Source organism: Pseudomonas sp. P7758 (assembly GCF_013386485.1).
Lineage (GTDB): Bacteria > Pseudomonadota > Gammaproteobacteria > Pseudomonadales > Pseudomonadaceae > Aquipseudomonas.
Genome location: NZ_JACARS010000144.1, coordinates 14,805 through 33,475, shown reverse-complemented (window position 1 = coordinate 33,475; position 18,671 = coordinate 14,805). Strand labels below are relative to the sequence as shown.

Annotated in this window: 9 protein-coding genes; 3 read left to right on the top strand and 6 right to left on the bottom strand. The window is 61.1% G+C overall.

Going from position 1 to position 18,671, the window contains the following annotated elements; all coding sequences use genetic code 11:
- Positions 1-63: 63 nt before the first annotated feature.
- From HX873_RS26750 to HX873_RS26740, 3 genes are all read right to left on the bottom strand, one after another.
- On the bottom strand, positions 64-2,481 hold the full coding sequence (locus HX873_RS26750; protein ID WP_177123451.1) for an ATP-binding protein: 2,418 nt from the start codon (positions 2,479-2,481) through the stop codon (positions 64-66).
- 2 nt (positions 2,482-2,483) lie between these two features.
- Entirely contained in the window at positions 2,484-3,143 is a 660-nt protein-coding gene (locus tag HX873_RS26745; protein ID WP_177123450.1) for a response regulator transcription factor, read from the bottom strand.
- 161 nt (positions 3,144-3,304) lie between these two features.
- Complete coding sequence (locus tag HX873_RS26740; protein WP_177123449.1) at positions 3,305-4,609, bottom strand: EAL domain-containing protein; 1,305 nt, start codon at positions 4,607-4,609, stop codon at positions 3,305-3,307.
- 469 nt (positions 4,610-5,078) lie between these two features.
- Here HX873_RS26740 and HX873_RS26735 point away from each other — a divergent pair, with 469 nt between their 5' ends.
- Both HX873_RS26735 and HX873_RS26730 read left to right on the top strand, forming a co-directional pair.
- Positions 5,079-10,064, top strand: a complete 4,986-nt coding sequence (locus tag HX873_RS26735; RefSeq protein WP_177123448.1) for a YadA-like family protein — start codon at positions 5,079-5,081, stop codon at positions 10,062-10,064.
- 211 nt (positions 10,065-10,275) lie between these two features.
- Complete coding sequence (locus tag HX873_RS26730) at positions 10,276-15,420, top strand: YadA-like family protein (protein WP_177123447.1); 5,145 nt, start codon at positions 10,276-10,278, stop codon at positions 15,418-15,420.
- 95 nt (positions 15,421-15,515) lie between these two features.
- Here HX873_RS26730 and HX873_RS26725 read toward each other — a convergent pair whose 3' ends face one another.
- The 3 genes from HX873_RS26725 to HX873_RS26715 form a co-directional block, all read right to left on the bottom strand.
- The gene (locus tag HX873_RS26725; protein WP_023659022.1) at positions 15,516-15,995 is read right to left on the bottom strand and encodes a hypothetical protein; all 480 of its coding nucleotides are present in this window, start codon (positions 15,993-15,995) and stop codon (positions 15,516-15,518) included.
- Positions 15,996-16,285: 290 nt separating this feature from the next.
- The gene (locus HX873_RS26720; RefSeq protein ID WP_087692966.1) at positions 16,286-17,170 is read right to left on the bottom strand and encodes an SDR family oxidoreductase; all 885 of its coding nucleotides are present in this window, start codon (positions 17,168-17,170) and stop codon (positions 16,286-16,288) included.
- 30 nt (positions 17,171-17,200) lie between these two features.
- Positions 17,201-17,953, bottom strand: a complete 753-nt coding sequence (locus HX873_RS26715) for an SDR family NAD(P)-dependent oxidoreductase (RefSeq protein WP_177123446.1) — start codon at positions 17,951-17,953, stop codon at positions 17,201-17,203.
- 103 nt (positions 17,954-18,056) lie between these two features.
- Here HX873_RS26715 and HX873_RS26710 point away from each other — a divergent pair, with 103 nt between their 5' ends.
- Positions 18,057-18,638, top strand: coding sequence for a TetR/AcrR family transcriptional regulator (locus tag HX873_RS26710; RefSeq protein ID WP_158213533.1), 582 nt, complete (start codon positions 18,057-18,059; stop codon positions 18,636-18,638).
- Positions 18,639-18,671: the final 33 nt, after the last annotated feature.

Here is an 18,671-nt window from a genome sequence, read left to right as displayed (position 1 = left end):
CGATTTTCATGGGGGCAGGGCGGTGAATCACATCAGACTGCTCTTAATTCACAGACCCGAATCTCAATCTGCCGCGGGAGGGACGGGCGGGTCGAAAACGGGATGGCTGAAGCTCGTGGAGCGAAACCCATGAAGCAGTGCCTGTAAGGTCGTGGCGCAGGTTGGGTCGCTCCATGGCGTGGCAGTCCTGAGAAGGGCCTCCAGCTGTCCCGCTTGGCGGGCCACATCTGGCCATTCGATACTGAGTGCTGCGCCGTGTAGACGGTGGGCTGCGTGGAGGGCCGGTTCCAGGTTGCGCAGAACCATCCCTTCAAGTAGCGCCAGTAGGTCCCGTTCCAATGCTTCAAGGATCTGCTGGTGACCCACAGGTTGCCGTAGGGCGAAGGGGTGTGGCAGTAAAGTCAGGGTCACGCCGCACCATAACTCGATTGCATCCTGCAACTTGCCAAGGCTGATCGGCTTGCTGAGGATGCCATCCATGCCGGCATCAAAGCATCGGGCGACATGCTGGTTGCCCGTAGAGGCGGAGATCGCAATGATGGGGCAGCGCGTTTGCGCGGCATCCTGTTCGATCATGCGGAACAGGCGCGTCAGCGAATAGCCGTCCTGGTCCGGTAGGTCACAGTCCATCAAGATCAGGTCATATGTGCCTTGTTCGAAGCAATCCACGGCCTGGGCGCCGTCCCTGGCGATCACCGGTGTGCAGCCGAACCCCTCGATCTGTGCCTGCAATACCGCTTGGTTGGCGACGGTGTCCTCCACAACCAGAATGCGCAATGCCTTTGGTGCGGATGTCGCTGACCAGTTCGTGGCGGGGAGCACGGTTTCGGCCTCTGTCGAGTCGGGCGGTGCCAACTCCGCGGTCAATGACAATTCAACACGCGTTCCCTTGCCCGGCGAACTGTCCAGTGTGAGGGTGCCGCCCATTAGTTTGAGCAGGTCGCGACAGATGACTAGCCCCAGGCCGGTGCCACCTGAGCGCTTATAGGATTGTGCTGCTTGGCTGTAAGGCTGGAAAAGGCGCGCCTGGCTTTCCTGGCTCAGGCCGATCCCGGTATCGGTGACGGTCAATCGCAGCTCCTTGTTGCGCGACGAAGCCAGGTCACTGATCGCATAGGTAACTTCCACTCCGCCGATTTCGGTGAACTTGATGGCATTGGACAGCAGGTTGTGCAGCACCTGCCCAATACGTGTGCTGTCGAGCATCAACAGTGGCAGGTGGGATTCGCCATTGACGCAGATCGATAAATGCTTCTCCCGGGCCCGCAAGCGATGCAGATCAACGACGTTATGCACCAGGGTGCTGATGCTCACCGGCTCGTATTCGAGCTTGACCTGCCCCGCATCGAGCTTGGATATATCCAGCACGTCATTGAGCAGCCTCAACAATGATTGCGCGCCGTGATTGGCCAGGTCGGCAAAGTGCTGTTGCTGCTTGTCCAGCGGTGTGTTACGCAACAGTTCGACGGCCGCCACCACCGCATTCATCGGCGAGCGGATTTCATGGCTCATGACCGCCAGGAACATCGCCTTTTCCCGCTCGTTGCGCTCGGCACGCTGGCGCATGCGCTGGGTTTGGTAAATCGTGATGAGCAATAGCACTACCACCAGGACAATTAACGCGATCTCATGAGGGTAGTGGGACACAACTTCCCTTATCGTCAGGTCCTGGGTGGCATGTTCGCGCAGCCAATTGGCGTGCAGGACGCGAACTTCGTCAGGGGTGACCGAATCGAGCGTCTTCTGGATGATTGAGTGCAATAAAGGCTCGTTTTTCCGAGTGCCCATGCCAATTTGCGACGCCATACCGGTGAGCACCCCGGATATCTGCAATTGGCCCTGGAACTGGCGATAGAGGAACGGCAGCAGATAGGCTTCAGTGGCCACCGCAGCATCGGCGGTGCCTTCGGCAACTTGCTGCAGCATCGTCAGGGCGCTGCCGCCGATGATCAATTTCGCCCCAGGTGCCTTCGTCGCGAGGAAATCTTTGTATCGATCGAAGGAGGGCAGGGTCACGGTCAGCTGGTCCAGCTGTTCAGCCTCGAAAAGAGGCGGGCGTCCGATGCGGGTGATGATGACCGTAGTGGTATTCAAATAGGCTGAAGTTAGCAGGAGTCGGGGGTCTTTAACACCGGGCCCATTAAGCCTGAAGGTGGAGATAAGGTCTGCTTGTCCAGTTGTCAGGAGCTCTATGCGCTCTTGAATCGAGTGAGCTGCAACATAGTCGATCTTCATGCCGGTCTTGTCTGCAATCAGCTGCAAATACTCAGCCGACAGCCCTTTGAGGCGACCGTTCTCCACGTATTCGATAGGGGAAAGACTGCCCACTACGGCGACACGCAATACCGGATGATGTTCGATCCAGACTCTTTCCTCGACGCTTAAATCAGGTTCGGGAAATCGCGTGCCGGCATTAGCCCATGTCGCGGCCATCAACAGGCACAGGCTGGCGCCCCAACGAACGCAGTTCCTGGTCATCATGTCTAGTCCAGGGTTTTCATGATCTTGAACAAGCCGTTGTTAGAGGTGACCCCAAGCTTGCGAAAAGCGGTGGCCTTCTGCGTACTGATGGTCTTGATGCTGCGATTGAACTTCTCGGCGATCTCCGTCACGGTCATGCCTTCCAGATAACAGCGGATCACTTCCTGCTCCCGCGCCGACAAGGCGGCGCGCTGCAAGGCGTTATCACTGATCGACATTTGTGTCGATTCGTCTGGCCTGACCGCATCGGCCACTTGGTAAGACATGTCGACACTCAGGTAAATAGCGCCCGAGGCAACGGTACGAATCGCCTTCAGCAGGCTTCCCAAGCCCTCATCCTTTCCTACAAACCCTCGCGCCCCAACACGCAAGGCAAGCGACACCGTGGCCGACTCATGATGGCTCGATAGTACCAGGATACGACAGTCAGGGAAGCGGCTCCGCAAGGCGCGAATCAGGGAGACACCGTCCAGTTCATCCCGACCCAGAGCAAAGTCCAGCAGCAAGACGTTGGCAGGCATCGTCGCCATGCCGCGTATCAGTTCACGGCTGGTCTCATAGACGCCAACAATCTCGATGGACGACTCTTCGGCGAGGTGACTGACAAGGCCGTGGCGTACCACTGCATGATCATCAAGGATCGCTATGCGTATGGTTTTCATGGTTGCCGATGGACACTCGAAAGTAGCCGGTTAACCAGTTGATTAAAGACCATCTATCAATTTGGCTCCAGCAGGGGTTGTAAATATCATTTAGCAGCGCCTTGATTACTTCCGGCGCGCGTGAGATCACATTTGTAGGTTCGATGCGCATGAACGCATCACTACGCAGTGATCATGCTCAGGAAGACATCACTCTCCATCGGCCGGGCCAGGGCGAAACCCTGCCCAACGTTGCAACCCAGCTTGCTCAGCAACTCGATACTCTCGGTATCTTCAATACCCTCGGTGACCAGGTTGATATTAAATAGCTGGGCTAGACCGACGATGCCCGAGATGATTTCTGAAGAGTGTGCGGACTGCCCCAGCGCACGTACCAGGGCACCGTCAATCTTCATCTCGTCGAACGGCATGCGCGCCAGCAGCGACAACGTTGCAGCACCTGCACCGAAGTCGTCCAGGGAGACCCGAAAGCCTTTGGCGCGCAAAGCGGTGATCGAGGCTGAAAGGGCGAGTTCGCTGTCGGGCGCCAGGTCTTCGGTTAGCTCGATTTTGAGGCGTTTGCAAGGCAATCCCGCCCGGTGCATCTTTTGCGCGAGTCGCGTGGCCAGGCCATAGGCGCAGAGCGTTCGCGCTGAAGCGTTGATGGCGATGGGGATCTCAATGCCTGCACGGTTTAACTTGCCCAGAGTGTCGATCACGGTCTTTTCGATAAAGCTGAACAGCAATAGATCCAGTCCAAGCTGATTGACCATCGGGATCAGGATCGAGGGTGGCACATCTCCATGCTGCGGGTGGTGCCAGCGAATCAGAGCCTCCGCCCCGACGACTGCTCGTGTCACCAGGTCGTATTGAGGCTGGTAGACCACTCTTAATCCATCTCCTGTGGAGAGGGCCGCAATCACTTCATCGTCATTTAGCAATTGCTCCAGTTTTTCCTCGTTTGGGCTGCGCGGCGCCGGATGGGCGGTGTTTGCCAACTGACTGATAATTGCTAGGAGCTGTTCGGGTTGTTGTTCAACAGCGATCTCGACCTGGATACCTGAAGCCCTGGCCAGGCGTGCATGGGAAGCCAGGGCTGCCGTCGAGACGCCATTGAGAGTGTGCGTCCAGCCCTGCTCAAGGCCTGCGGTCAGTACGCCGGGGGGCAGCGCATGCTCGGATTGTGGCTGTGCGGTCCAGACGATATGCGGAATGCTGTGTAGCAGCCCGGAAGCATTCAGGTCGCTGACACAGCACGGCAACATCAAGCTGTCGACATGGTCGGCATGAATCTGCGCGACGATGATGTCGACAGATTGCTTGCGCAAGCGGGTCATCAACTCGCTCAACGAATCGATGTGTTCGATATGAAAAAGGGGGCTCCCGTTGAGCTGCGTGGCTACGCGGTGGGCGTACTGCTCGTCACTGGCCAGGATGACCAGGCTTTGCAGGGCGTGCTCGGAGGGAACGATGACGTGGGCTGCCATCAGCTGATGCTCGGTGGTTGTGGTGAGGTCACATTTGAGCAAAGGCGATGTGAGAGAAATATAAGACTGGGACTAAATCGCGGCTGGACCCTGTCTGGGGCCCGGCTTGTGCTGATCCGAAAATTTAAGAGCAGTCCGATATCGGATTTGGCGAGCGCTCTACAGAATTCACCCCGATTCATGGCGGCTCGCAGCATGTGCGGGCATTACAGAACGAGTGCACGCACGCTGTCGCCAACAGCTGTTGCTTCTGCGCTTCAATGCCACTTCGTGAGGCCTCATACCTGACGATGTGTGTGCTACAGGGTGAGTTATTGTGAAAGTCACGTCGCGTTCAGTCTTGCCGTTTGCGTTCCTGCTATCAGCCCCGTTAAATCCGATTCGCTACTGGGTTCGCATGCGTTATTGCCATGCACCTGGTTCTTGTCAGTCCCCACGGCCTCAACTGGATTGGGCGATATGGGGGGTGATGACCCTGACCGGCATAACGGCATTGCTGAGTGCATCTGCCCATGCCGGCAATGGTGTGCACATCAACGCGAATGCGGACGGCCAGTGCGTAAGTTTAAATGACCCGCAGAACAACGATGGCAATGCCGCGACGTATCTTGCGCAAAACCTGATCTTCAAGGATCAGGCCTCGGGCAAGTGCAATTCCGCGACTAAAGGTTCGCAGACCGATTCGGTACTGTTTTACCGTCCAGGGGGCGTTTCTGGCGTAGGGGCGACCTCTCTGACCCTGGGCGGCGAACTGTTCGTCAACAGCGGCCGGGTGATCCTCGGGCAGCCCGGCGGCAATATGGCGATTGGTAACGAGAGTACTCAAGCCAGCGCCGACGGGGCTGCCATTGGTCATGGGGCCCAAGGCCTCGGCCGCTGGGGCATGGCGGCGGGGTTCCAGGCCAAGTCCCTGGCTGACTATGCCCACGCATTTGGCTATAACGCCCAGGCCTCGAATCAGTACGCCACGGCTATCGGCGCAAATACGACGGCGGCGGGAGAACGGGCCACGGCTGTGGGCGCCGGTGCATCGGCCAGTGGCGGCGGGGCTTTTGCCGCGAGTCGCGACGCCAGGGCGGACGGCACCCACAGCGTTGCGGTGGGCTCTGAGGCCAGCGTGACGGCCAGCAGTAATGAAGGGGTTGCCTTGGGCAACAAGGCCAGCGCGCAACACAACTACGGCGTTGCACTGGGCAGTGGCTCAACGACGCAAAACCTGAAGGCGGTTGCGCCGGTGACGATCAATGGCACTGCCTACAGTGTCGATAGTACGTCGGCCATGGGCGTAGTCAGCCTGGGTAATGCCAGCCAGACTCGCCAACTGATCAACATGGCCCCCGGGGCGGTAAGCAACAACAGCACCGATGGCGTCAATGGCGCCCAGTTATTCGTTGCCTACGATGCGATCCAGAAGCTCGGGGATCGGGAGTTGGTGGCCACTCAGTCGGTGGCGGATGCCCTCGGTGAGGGTACTGCGGTCAAGGACGGCAAGGTGGTGCTGCCGGCCTTTTCCCTGACCAGCCTGGGTACTGGCGTGGAACAGCCCACATCGGTGGTGGGGGCGATCAAGGCCTTGGATCAGGCCCATAAAGGTACGCAGGAAGCCTTGAATGATGTTGATCAACTGGCCAACGCAACGGCAGGGCAAGTTCGTTTGGCGATGGCTGAGAAATACCTGCGTTGGAGCGAGGACCAGCAGGCCTACACGGCCAGCGAAGGCGCCCACCCTGAGAGCCGGATTGCCAATGTAGCCGCAGGTGTGGCTGCTACCGACGCGGTGAACAAGGGCCAGTTGGACGCCGTGGAAAGTACGGCCAATAACGCGAACAGCCTTGCTGCCAGCGCGCTGTCCGGTGCCAACGCAGCGATGGCCACCGCTGACGATGCCCGCAAAACGGCAAGCGCGGCGCAAGAGGGTGCCGACGCTGCCCTGCAAACGGCGGCGGGAGCACGGGCAACGGCAGATAATGCGCAGAGCACCGCCAAGGACGCCTCCAGCTCGGCCGAAACCGCACAGAAAGCTGCAGAAGCCGCGCAAGGTTCCGCCACTGCCGCGATGGGGGTGGCATCAACCGCGCAGGCGACAGCTGATGCCGCCCAAGGCACCGCCAGCTCGGCACTGGGGTCGGCAAGCGGCGCGCAGCAACTGGCACAGGCTGCACAGGAGGCTGCGGACGTGGCGGCGAATTCCGCAACGACGGCGCAGCGAACTGCAGAGGCTGCAGAAGGCAAGGCGAGCTCGGCGTTGGCCGGTGCCGATGATGCCCGTAAGGCGGCAGACGGTGTGCGAGCTGCTGCCGATGCCGCTTTGGCCAAGGCCGACAGCGCCGAAAAGAGCGCAGGCGCGGCGCAAGGGACGGCCAGTACCGCGCTGGACTCCGCGGCTGACGCCCAGAAAACTGCCGAATCCGCCCGGGGAATCGCCGAACGGGCGCAAGGGGCCGTTGCGACTGCACAACAGACGGCCGAAACCGCACAGGGTGTCGCCAACACGGCCCTGGGCTCGGCAGCCACTGCCCAGAAGACGGCCGAAGCCGCACAAGGGGCAGCCACCACAGCACTGAGTACGGCGTCTGAAGCGCAAAAAAGCGCCGCGACAGCCCAAGGCACTGCCGATACCGCGCTGACCACGGCCTCCAGCGCCCAACAAGCCGCGAATGCTGCGCAGGGCTCTGCCGATAAGGCGTTGGACACGGCTGTTCGGGCCGGCGAAACCGCTACGGCCGCCCAGGGCTCCGCCGATGCCGCCTTGGCTGCAGCCGCCAGCTCTCACAAGGCTGCCGACGTGGCCCAAGGCACCGCTAATACGGCGCTGGACAAGGCCGCCGTGGTGCAGAAAAGCGCCGATGCCGCGCAGCTTACAGCCAATCAGGCGCTCAGCGCCTCCGAGGGTGCCGGGCAATCCGCCAACGCGGCCCAAAGCGTGGCGGATTCGGCATTGGCAACGGCGACAGGGGCGCAGACTGCCGCTCAATCGGCTCAGGATCGCGCGGATGCCGCCGTCAGTTCGGCGGCTGGTGCACAACAGGCCGCAAATGCCGCGCAAGGCACGGCGGATACCGCCCTTGGTGCTGCCTCCACGGCACAGCGCACGGCCGACGCCGCCAATTCCACCGCAGACCAGGCACTGAGCACGGCCTCCACGGCGCATCAGGCGGTCGAGAGGGCCCAAGGCACGGCCGATGCAGCGCTGATCGCTGCAGCCAGCGCGCAAAGCGCGGCGGGCAACGCCCAGAGTACAGCTGACAGCGCATTGGCCTCGTCGGCCCGGGCACAGCACGCCGCAGATGCTGCCCAAGGCACGGCTGACACGGCATTGAGCTCGGCTTCCGGCGCGCAGAAAACCGCTGAAACCGCGCAGAGGTCCGCCGATACCGCCCTGGCTTCGGCCTCGTCTGCGCGCAACGCGGCAGACAAGGCCCAGGGCACCGCGGACGCCGCCGGGCGCTCGGCAAGCGATGCGTTGCAGGCTGCATCAACGTCACAGGCCAGCGCCGACAACGCGTTGGGCGCAGCAAACAATGCCCAGCAAGGAGCGGACGCGGCTCAACGCACCGCCGATGGGGCCAAGGCCACAGCCGACATTGCTGCTGGTCAGCTCAAGGGCCTGGACGACGGTCAGACTGTCATCCAGCGCATTGACGCGGCTATTCGAGGCGCCGCAGGTGCGGCCAGTGAATTCGTCGCCAAGGCATTGGGAGGAGGCTCCACCGTGGGCGCCGATGGACAGCCGACGGCGCCGGCCTATGCAATCAGTCAGATCAACGCCGATGGCAGCGTTCAGCCCGCTCCTCAAACCCTGGACAACGTGGGCGATGCGCTGACTGCTTTGAACCGCAATGCCGGCGCGGTCAACACCGCTGTGAACCGCCAAGGCGCGGCACTCGGTGCCTTGGATGAGGATGTCCGGGCGCTGCGTGACGACAGCGTTGTGTGGGACGAGTCTAGCGGTGCTTATACCGCGGGTCGTGGCGCTGATCGCGGTGAGCCGGCACGTATCGGTAACCTGGCGGCCGGTGTTGCGCAAACCGATGCCGTCAACAAGGGACAGCTCGATACCGTCGCGACCACCGCATCGCAGGCCGGCAGCGCCGCTGACGCAGCCCGGGCGGCAGCGGTTCGGGCCCAGGGGACGGCGGATGGCGCGATGGATGCTGCTGCCTTCGCCCAGACCGCCGCTGATGCCGCGCAATATGCTGCCGATACCGCTGGCGGCACTGCTGCTGACGCACGTGAGGCCGCAAACGCTGCTCACACATTCGCTAGTCAGGTTGGCCAGGTGGCGGAGCGCGCAGCAGCACAATTGCAGGGGCTGGAGGATGGTGAAACCGTGCTTGATCGCATACAGTCAGCGAACCACGCAGGCCGACAGGCATTGGCTGATGCGCTGGGCGGTGGCGCTGCCGTCAACGCGGATGGTTCGTTGAAAGCACCGGCCTACGCTGTGACCCGGATCGACTCTGAGGGTGGCCCCGTTGGCCAGGTCCAGGCCGGCAACGTCGGGCAGGCTATCGAAACACTCGACGCGTCGCTGAATGCAGTCAACGGCAAGGCCGACAAGGCCACAGCGAACATGGCCAGCTTGCGCGAGCAGGTGAACAACGGACAGGTCGGCCTGGTTCGCCAGGACTCCCTCAACCGGAACATCCAGGTGGCGCGGGACACTGACGGCGTTCGTGTCGATCTCACGGGTACGCAGGGACCTCGTGTTCTGACGGGTGTGAAGGAGGGTGCCTTGAGCGTCGACAGCACCGATGTCGTCAATGGCCGACAGCTCCACGCCGTCGACCGGCAGGTCAAGCAGTTGATGCAACGAGCCTCCGGCATCGCCGTTGACACCCAAGGCAATGAAAAGGCAACGGTGTCGCCGGGTAGCAAGGCCGTGGCTATCGGGGCCAACGCCCAGGCCGGCAGTGAGCGCAGCGTTGCGGTGGGGGCAGGTGCTGTGGCCCAAGCGCCTCGCAGCACTGCACTGGGGGCTGGTGCCAAGGCCGATGCGCCGAGCAGCGTCGCGCTTGGCGCCGGCTCCCAGGCCCAGCGGGCGAATACCGTCTCAGTGGGTGCGCCGGGTGCGGAGCGGCAAATCACCAACGTAGCAGCCGCCAGCGAGGCGACCGATGTCGTCAATCTCGGCCAGGCCACGCAGATCTCCAACCAGGCCGCTGACCGTACCCTACGACAGGCCAATGCCTATACCGACAGCCAGATCAGTGCAGTGCGTCAGGATGCCTACGCCGGCATCGCGTCAGCGATGGCCATGGCAGCCTTACCTGTGGCGTCGACACCGGGCAGGAGCATGGTGGCCATGGGAACGTCGGTCTACGAGGGGCAATCAGCCTTGGCCGTCGGCCTCTCGGGGCGCACCGAGGATGGTCGTTGGGCGTACAAGGCCAATGGTTCGGGCAGTGCCCAAGGAAGTGTCGGGCTGGCGGTTGGCGTGGGTTACGAATGGTAGGTCCTGATATCGGCAGGTCGAGGGTCTGACCCTCCCTGCCGATTTAGGAGCAGTCCGATGTTCTCCACCAGCCTCACTGTCCACAATAACCCTCAGTAATCATTGCCCGCTGTCGTAGCGGCTACCACTCGTGGAACCCGTCTCAGCCATCGGATTGCCGTGGTGCCTTGTTTCGGTTCGACGCATCCGTCAATGTCTCAGGTAAGTCATCGTGAAAGTCACATTGCGTTTCGATTCGCAGGTCGCTTGTCCGCATGCTGTTCCTCTCAACTCACTTCGCTCCCTCATTCGCGGCTTCTACTGCCCCGAGTTTGCGGTCACATCACCCGGTTGGCCGACTCTCGGCCTGCTGACCCTTACCGGAGTTTCGGCGCTGCTGGGCGTGTCTGATGCCCGTGCAGGCAACGGTGTACACATCAATGCGAATGACAGCGGCGAATGCGTCAGTCTCAATGACCCCCAAAATACTTATACTGCAGGCACCGGGGCCGACAGAGCCTATTTGAACGAAAACTTGAATTTCAAGGATGGTCAGTCGGGGCAGTGTGACTCGAACGCCAAGGATGGCCAAACCGAGAGCGTGATGTTCTATCGGCCGTTAGGAACACCGGGTGTTGGTGCAACCTCGCTTTCCTTGGGCGGGGAGCTGTATATCAACGGTGGGCGGCTGATGTTGGGAGGTGTCAACGGCAGCATCGCGATTGGCCATTCCGGCATTGAGGTTGGCGCCCCGCTTGCCACTGATAACGGCTTTGCCTTCGGCCGCGGTGCCCAGAGTACAGCCGCCTGGACCATGGCCTTAGGTCTTACCGCCAGGGCCCGGAACCCCTATGCACTGTCGTTCGGGAATACCGCTACGGCCTCCAATACATTCAGTACTGCATTCGGTTCGGCATCCACTGCTTCAGGTGAGTATGCCACTACACTCGGCGCGAGCGCGCAGGCGGGCGGTGCGAGTTCGTTCGCCGGCGGGCGATTCGCAGTATCACGAGGGGACAACTCGGTAGCGATCGGCAGGAACGCGAGCGCATCGAACTTGGAAAGCCTGGCACTTGGTTACAGCGCCCAGGCCCCCCAGAGGGCGAGTGTCGCGCTCGGCAGCTTCTCGGCCACTGACGATCTGCGCGAAGTTACGCCCGTGACCCTCAATGGACGCGTCTACTCCTTCGAGCGCAACAGCGCGGTCGGCACGGTCAGCGGCGGCAGTGCGGCGCGATTGCGCCAATGGATTTTTGTAGCTCCAGGGGCGGTGAACGCCACAAGTACCGATGCCATTAACGGTGCCCAGTTATTCTCGGGATATGAGGCGATCCGCCGTCTTGGAACACGTGAGACCACGGCCGGTGAATCGATGGCACAGGCCTTGGGAACCGGCCCGCTCGCCCAGGGCAATCGGATAGTACCGATACCACTTGTACTGACCAGCCTTGCCCCGGAAACACCGTCGCCCACCACGCTGCTGGGGGCTCTGTCGGCCTTGGACAAAGCGCACAACGTCACTGATGACCGCATGGGTGAAGTGTTCGATTCCGTCATGGATATCTCGGAAAAATCCCAGGTGTTGAGGGCGACCAGGAGGTTCTACTGGAACCCCCAGACGGGTGCGTATGACGCCGACAGGGACGCTGGCGTGCCCATGTCGATTATCAATATGGCTGCCGGCGTGGCGGTAACGGATGCTGTCAACAAAGGTCAGTTGGACAGCGTTGAAAGCAGTGCCTTGCGTGCACAACAGGCGGCCGGCACCGCCACTGCTGCTGTGGACAAGGCTCATCAGGTGTCGTTGGCGGCAAAGGATGCCGCCGACTCATCGTTGGCACAGGCCAACAATGCCTCCCAGGAGGCAGCGGGTGCCCTTGCCGCCGCCAATCAAGCCCAGGGCAGCGCCAGCGCGGCGGCAAGCGCCGCCAGCAAGGCCGGTACGACCGCCGCCAACGCGCAAGCGGTAGCTGAGCGTGCCGACGTTGCTGCCGCAAGCGCTCAGCATTCGGCGCAGACCGCCCAAGGCGCCGCCACGCAGGCACACGCCAGCGCTACGACGGCGCAGGCTCTGGCCAGCGCGGCGCAAACCCGTGTCAAGGAAGTGGGAGATGTCGTGGACAAGGCTGCAGCTGCCGCGACAGCTGCCCTGCGCTCGGCTGATGCCGTCTCGGATGCGGTCACTTCGGCGCAGGCTGCTGTAGCGGATGCACAAGACCGGACGGACCAGGCTGCCACTGCGGCTTCAAGTGCACAGGAGAGGGCCGATGGTGCACAGCGCGCTGCGGATGCGGCCTTGCTTGTGGGCAGGGAGGCCGACGTGGCCGCTGAAACCGCGCAAGCCACTGCCGGCCAGACCCTGAACGCGGCGAACGCGGTACAGGATGCAGCGGCTGCCGCTCGTGAAATCGCCGATCGGGCTGCGGGGGTCGCGTCGACCGCCCAGGGTGCCGGTGGGGTCGCCAAGGACATGGCTGACAGAGCCCAGGACACGGCTGCGGGCGCACACAGCGCGGTCGACTCGGCGCAGGTTTCAGCCAACGCCGCACTGAACGCGGCGACCGCCGCCCAGACAACGGCAGCCACCGCCCGGCAAACAGCTGACACGGCAGGTGCAGCGGCCGTCACAGCGCAAACCGATGCGCAGAATGCCCAAGGGACCGCAAAAAACGCTCACGAAACCGCCGCTTCTGCTCAAGACCTGGCCGATGTCGCCCAGCGTGGTGCAGACAGCGCGTTGGACGCGCTGGAAAACGCTCAGGCCACCACGGACGGGGCCCAAGGCACTGCCGACCTCGCGTTGTCTTCAGCCTTGCAGGCGCAGCGGTCTGCGGATGCCGCGCAAAACACTGCAGGCGCTGCGCAGGGCTCGGCTGCCAGTGCGAATATCACTGCCATGGCCGCACGCAACAGCGCCGATACCGCATTGGGCGTCGCGTCGACAGCACGAGAAGCAGCCAGCGCTGCCGACACTACCGCCAGCCGGGCGCTGAACCTCGCCACCGTCGCGCATGCTTCTGCGCAGGCGGCTCAAAGCCGTGCCGACACCGCTTCCGACGCGGCGTCCGGCACACAGCATGCCGTACTGGAGACTCAAGCCAACGCTGAAGCTGCGTTGGGTGCGGCATCCACCGCTCAGACGGCTGCGCAGACCGCGCAGAGCGCCGCCGACCATGCGTTGCTGAGCGCCTCGCAGGTCAATCAGAAGGCCCTGGCTGCCCAGAGCCGCGCCAATGCGTCTCTGGATGCGGCAAACACGGCACAGCGTTCGGCCGACACGGCCCACACCACAGCACAGCAAGCGAACAGCGCCAGCATCGATGCGATGAGTGTCGCCGTCGTAGCGCAGTCCGACGCCGACCAGGCGCAAGGCGTAGCGACGCAGGCAAGTCATCGAGCCGCTGCAGCACAAACGACAGCCGGCACGGCGTTAAGCGTCGCGTCGGTCGCTCAGCGAACGGCCGATAATGCCCAGGGCACTGCCAACGCCGCCCGGTCCACCGCTGATGTGGCTGCGATTCAGCTCGGCGGCCTGGACGGCGGGCAAACGGTGGTAGAGCGCCTGGACTCGGCGGTAAAAGCCGCTGCGGGCGTGGGTCGCGAGACCATCACTCGGCTGCTCGGAGGTGGCGCTGCCGTGGACGCTGAAGGCCAGCCCACGGCACCTGGCTATAACATCCCCCTGATCGCAGCCGCTGGCAGTGCTCAGCCTGCAACCAGCCACGACAATGCAGGTGAGGCGCTGCACGCGGTGGCGGGCAATCTCTCCACGCTCAACGATGCCGTGCGTACCCAGGCCACTGAGCTAGACGCGCTGGTGGATAACATCCAGGGCCTGCGCGATGACACGTTGCAGTGGAGTGGTATCGACGGGGTCTACAACGCAGGCCGCGGTTCAGCCAGCGAGCCGGCCCGCATCGCCCGGTTGGCTTCCGGTAGCGCACAGGCTGATGCGGTGAACAAGGGTCAGTTGGATGACGTTGATCGCGCGGCGGTGGCAGCCCAGAGTGTTGCCCTGGCTGGGAAAACCATGGCTGACCAGGCGCAAAGCGTAGCCGTCGGTGCGACAGGCGTCGCTGCCATTGCACAGAGCCGCGCGGAGGCGGCCAAGGGCAGTGCCGAGGCCGCACAATCCGCTGCTGCTACTGCCCGTGATGGCGCCAGCGCAGCGCACGCCAGTGCAACTCTTGCCGGCCAGGTCGCGGACCAGTCAGCCGCCAGGCTGCAAGGTATCGCCCAAGGCGAAACGGTTCTCGGGCACATCCAGGTCTCCGCTAAAGCACATGACCAGTTCCTGGCTACCGCCATGGGCGGCGGCGCGAACGTGAACGCCGACGGTTCGACGAGCCCTTCCACCTATGCAGTGACGCAGTCTGGCCAGAACGGTGCCGAGGCTCAGTTGATCAAGGTCGACTCCATCGGGCAGGCATTCGGTCTACTCGATGACCGTATGGTGGCTACCGACGACCAATCGAATGCCATCAATGCGCAAGCCGAGACACTGCGCAAACAGATGGACAACGGTGAGGTGGGGCATGTCCGCCAGGATCCGGTCAGTCGTGACATACAGTTGGCCGGCATTGCTGATGGGGCCCAGGTCGACATCAGTGGCAGCCAAGGCTCGCGCACGGTGGGTGGCGTTGAGGACGGCGAGGTCAGTTCTACCAGCCTCGATGCCGTCAACGGGCGCCAACTGGAGGCAGTGAATCAGCAGGCCAGGCAATTGGGCCAGCAGTCTTCCGGTATTGCCGTGGATGCGAGCGAAGCCGGCGACAACGTATCCACGCGTCCGGATAGCCAATCGGTTGCGCTCGGGGCACAGACTCAGGCCGAAGGCGAGCGCAGTGTCGCCACCGGTGCTGGTGCCACTGCTCAGGCGAAACAGAGTACTGCGCTGGGTTCGCAAGCAGGCGCCAACGCGAAAAATAGCGTGGCGCTGGGGGCGGGGTCCCAAGCCACACGTGCCAGTAGCGTGGCAGTCGGTGCGTATGGCGCCGAGCGTCAGATCAGCCATGCAGCCGAGGCTGTGCAAGGCACGGACGCTGTCAATTTCCGCCAGGCAACTCGGCTTTCGAACCAAGCCGCCAATCGGTCGCTAACGGAGGCCAACGACTATACCGACCGCCGCGTCGGCAGCCTGCGGCAGGACGTGTACGCCGGTATTGCGGCGGTGATGGCCACCGCCGGGTTACCGGTTGCGTCCTCGCCGGGCAAGTCGATGGTGGCAATGGCAACGGCTGTGTACGAGGGTGAGCCCGCTTTGGCCATCGGGTTGACGGCGCGCTCCAGGGGTGGGAAGTGGACCTATCGCGCGACAGGTGCGGGCACCGCGCAAGGAGATTTCGGACTTACGTTGGGGCTTGGTTATCATTGGTAGTGCACTAGCTGCCGATAGGGCACAGCGGTAGCTTCCAGTCAGTAGCTACCCGTCACGACGGGTGCTATCGACCCAACGCAGCCATCCGCTCCTGACTATTGGGTTAATGCACCCACGTCATTCACCAGTGTGCGCCAGCCATCCTTTGCCTCCTGCTCCGAGGTAAAGACTTGCACTTTGGGATGCCAGAACGCCCCCTCGATTACGATGCATTCCAAGGTAGAGTCCTGAAACGTAAAGACATAGTGGATAGCATCTTTCATGAACCGCTGTTTGTCGTGTCGAGGATGAATGGCGTTCCTTTGCTCAAGCTCTGCTAACCAAGGCGAATTATCTATTCGATGAATTTGGTAATGCTTTAGGCCAAGTCCAATGAGCGGATGGCCGCCCAAAGCTTCGTCGTTTGGCGAACCGAATTGGATTTTCTTTACTAGCGGAAAATGAACCACAGCTATTTCTTCTCCGGTGGTGTAATACCGTAAACATAGTTGCGTGTCCGTGGCGAACACCACTGGTTCAGGCGACGTACTTGGCTGTGGCCAGGAGTCGAGCAGCACTACGGTCGCTAATGACATGCGGGAACCTGATGAATGAATGGGTTATAAACAGAGTGCGAGAGCGACTCGTTGTCGTCAAACCTTTCTGATCGCGACCGACTGCTTCTGGCCGATTTCTGCCTTTCACATTGGGCAGAAAAAATCGGCCAAAAGCGGCCGTCAGGTGTTTACGAAACTAGGGATGATTCATTTACGTGCGCCGTGCGAGTTACCTAATGTGCTAATTCTGATATCGAAAACCGAGCATGACCTCACATCAGATTCTCGCTATTTGCTCCTTATCGATCTTGTTGAGCGAAGCTAAGGCATCATAGTGACTCATTTACAGCGCTATAATTTGAACCAATGAACTCCAGGCAACTGATGGGACGTCGGCCGATCAAGTGCTCCAGATCACCGGTAATCTCCTCGAATTCACCTGTATTCACCGCAGCGATCCACTCGTGCAAAAAGTCAGCAACAGGAGCGGGGATGCCATCACCGACTAGCCTTGCGGCGAGCACTTCCTTCGACACGGTCTGATAAGGGACTTTCCTACCAACGACCTCTGATAATGCCGCTGCTATTTCTCGGAATGAAATCGCTTCACTGGCACCAAGGGTATAGGTCTTGCCCTCGTGGCCTGTTTGGGTAAGGATCAATGCGTTGGCGTACGCTAGATCTGCTCGTGAAACTAGCGTTGCACGGCCATCACCTGCGGTAACTTGAACACCGTTGGAGGCCCAGTGTGCTCCCAAAAAGTATGGCACTGAGTCCTGGTACACACTATTGCGTACAACGGTGTAAGCCAGCCCGCTGTCTACCAACGCCTGCTCAGTGGCAAGGTCCGATTCGGTCACCATCGAGATCAGGTTGACTGACCCGGTTTTGCGCTGGATCGACGTATAGACTAGGTGGCTGACACCGGCATATTTTGCCGCCTGGATGATGTTAAGGTGCTGTGGCAAACGGTCCGTGAACGCAACTGCCGAAACCATCAGCACCTTCTCGATGCCCTCAAATGCTGCAATCAGGGACGATTGATCCAGATAGTCGCCGCGCCGAACTTCCACACCTTGCGCCGACAGTGCCTGAACCTTGCTAGGATCTCGGACCATCGCAACCAATTGGTTCGCTTCCGTGATTTGCAGCAGTGCTTTCAGGGTTTGAGAGCCCAATTCGCCAGAGGCGCCTGTCACCAATATCTTGCCCATGATTGACCTTCTGTTAGTGAGTAAAAGGGATCACACCTGTGCCCAGCCGCCATCAACTGGGATTTCAGCGCCGTTGATGTAGCTGGCACCGTCGGATGCCAGGAAAACGGCTACTTTGGCAATCTCATCGGGTTGTCCGACGCGCCCAACCGGGATCAGTTCGGCGAAGAGGCCAAGCATGGCATCTGCAGCTTCCTTGTCCGGCGCCGCACCCTTGAGGCCGGGGGTTTCAATGGCTCCCGGGCTGATAACGTTCACTCGAATGTTGCGATGCTTAAGGTCGAGCATCCAGCCGCGGGCGAAACTGCGGATAGCTGCCTTGGTGGCGGCATAGATGCTGTTGCCGGGCATGCCTTTGCTGCCGACCAGTGAAGAGACCAATACAATGCTGGCCCCATCACTTAGTAGTGGCAGCAGCTTCTGAACGGTAAACACCATCCCTTTTACATTCACTGCGAACAGACGGTCGAAGGACTCTCCGGTGATCTCGCCAAGAGGTGCGCGCTCAAGAATTCCAGCATTGGCAAACAGGATGTCCAGTCGCCCCGCCTGCTTGCCGACAACCTGCGATACGCGCTCCAAATCAGTATCGTTGGAGACATCCCCCTGAATCGCCACAGCCTGTTCGCCGATCAAGGCAACGGCATCATCAAGAGCAGCCTGGTTTCTACCGGTAATGAATACCCGAGCACCTTCGCGTGCGAAGCGCTTTGCCGTGGCCAGGCCCAGGCCGGAGCTACCTCCGGTAACCAACGCTATTTTTCCAACAAGTGTCTGCGCCATGTTTTCACCTCACTAGTAATTTAGTGATCACTACATTACGAGTGCTAGCGAGGCAGGTCAAGCTCATAATAGAATGATCGCTAAATTATTAGGAGGGCAGGCGATGGCACGTCCAAGAAAGTTTAACGAGGACGCCGTTCTGGACAAGGCCACAGATATTTTCTGGAGCAAAGGCTACGACGGCACCTCTGTGGCGGAATTAACCAAGGCGATGGGTATCAGCGCCCCTAGCCTTTACTTCGCCTTTGGCAGCAAGCGCGGGTTGTTTGATGCCGTGCTTGAACGCTACGACCAACGCAGGCTCGCCCACCGTGACTGGATCCTGGCTGCACCTACAGGCCGCGAGGCCGCCAGGCGAATGCTGATAGGTGCCGTTGAGTGGCTCACCACTGCAGACGAGCCTTTGGGTTGCCTACTGGTTCAGTCGGGGCTTGCGAACGGCTTGGCTGAATGTGATGTGGCTACAGAACTCAGTCGTCGACGTAACCGTATAAGAGCAATGCTGCGCGAGCGTTTCGAGCTGGCGCAGCAGCAGGGTGACCTGGCCAGCACACAAGATGCCGACGCACTGGCGCTTTACATTCAGACTGTGTTCGACGGTCTGTGCCTGCAAGCCGCTGCGGGAACTGTGCGACAGCAACTGGAGACTGTTGTGGCTCGCGCATTGATGAGCTGGCCTGTGTAAGTAACCTGGTGCGCCTTGAAGCAGAGTGGCAGG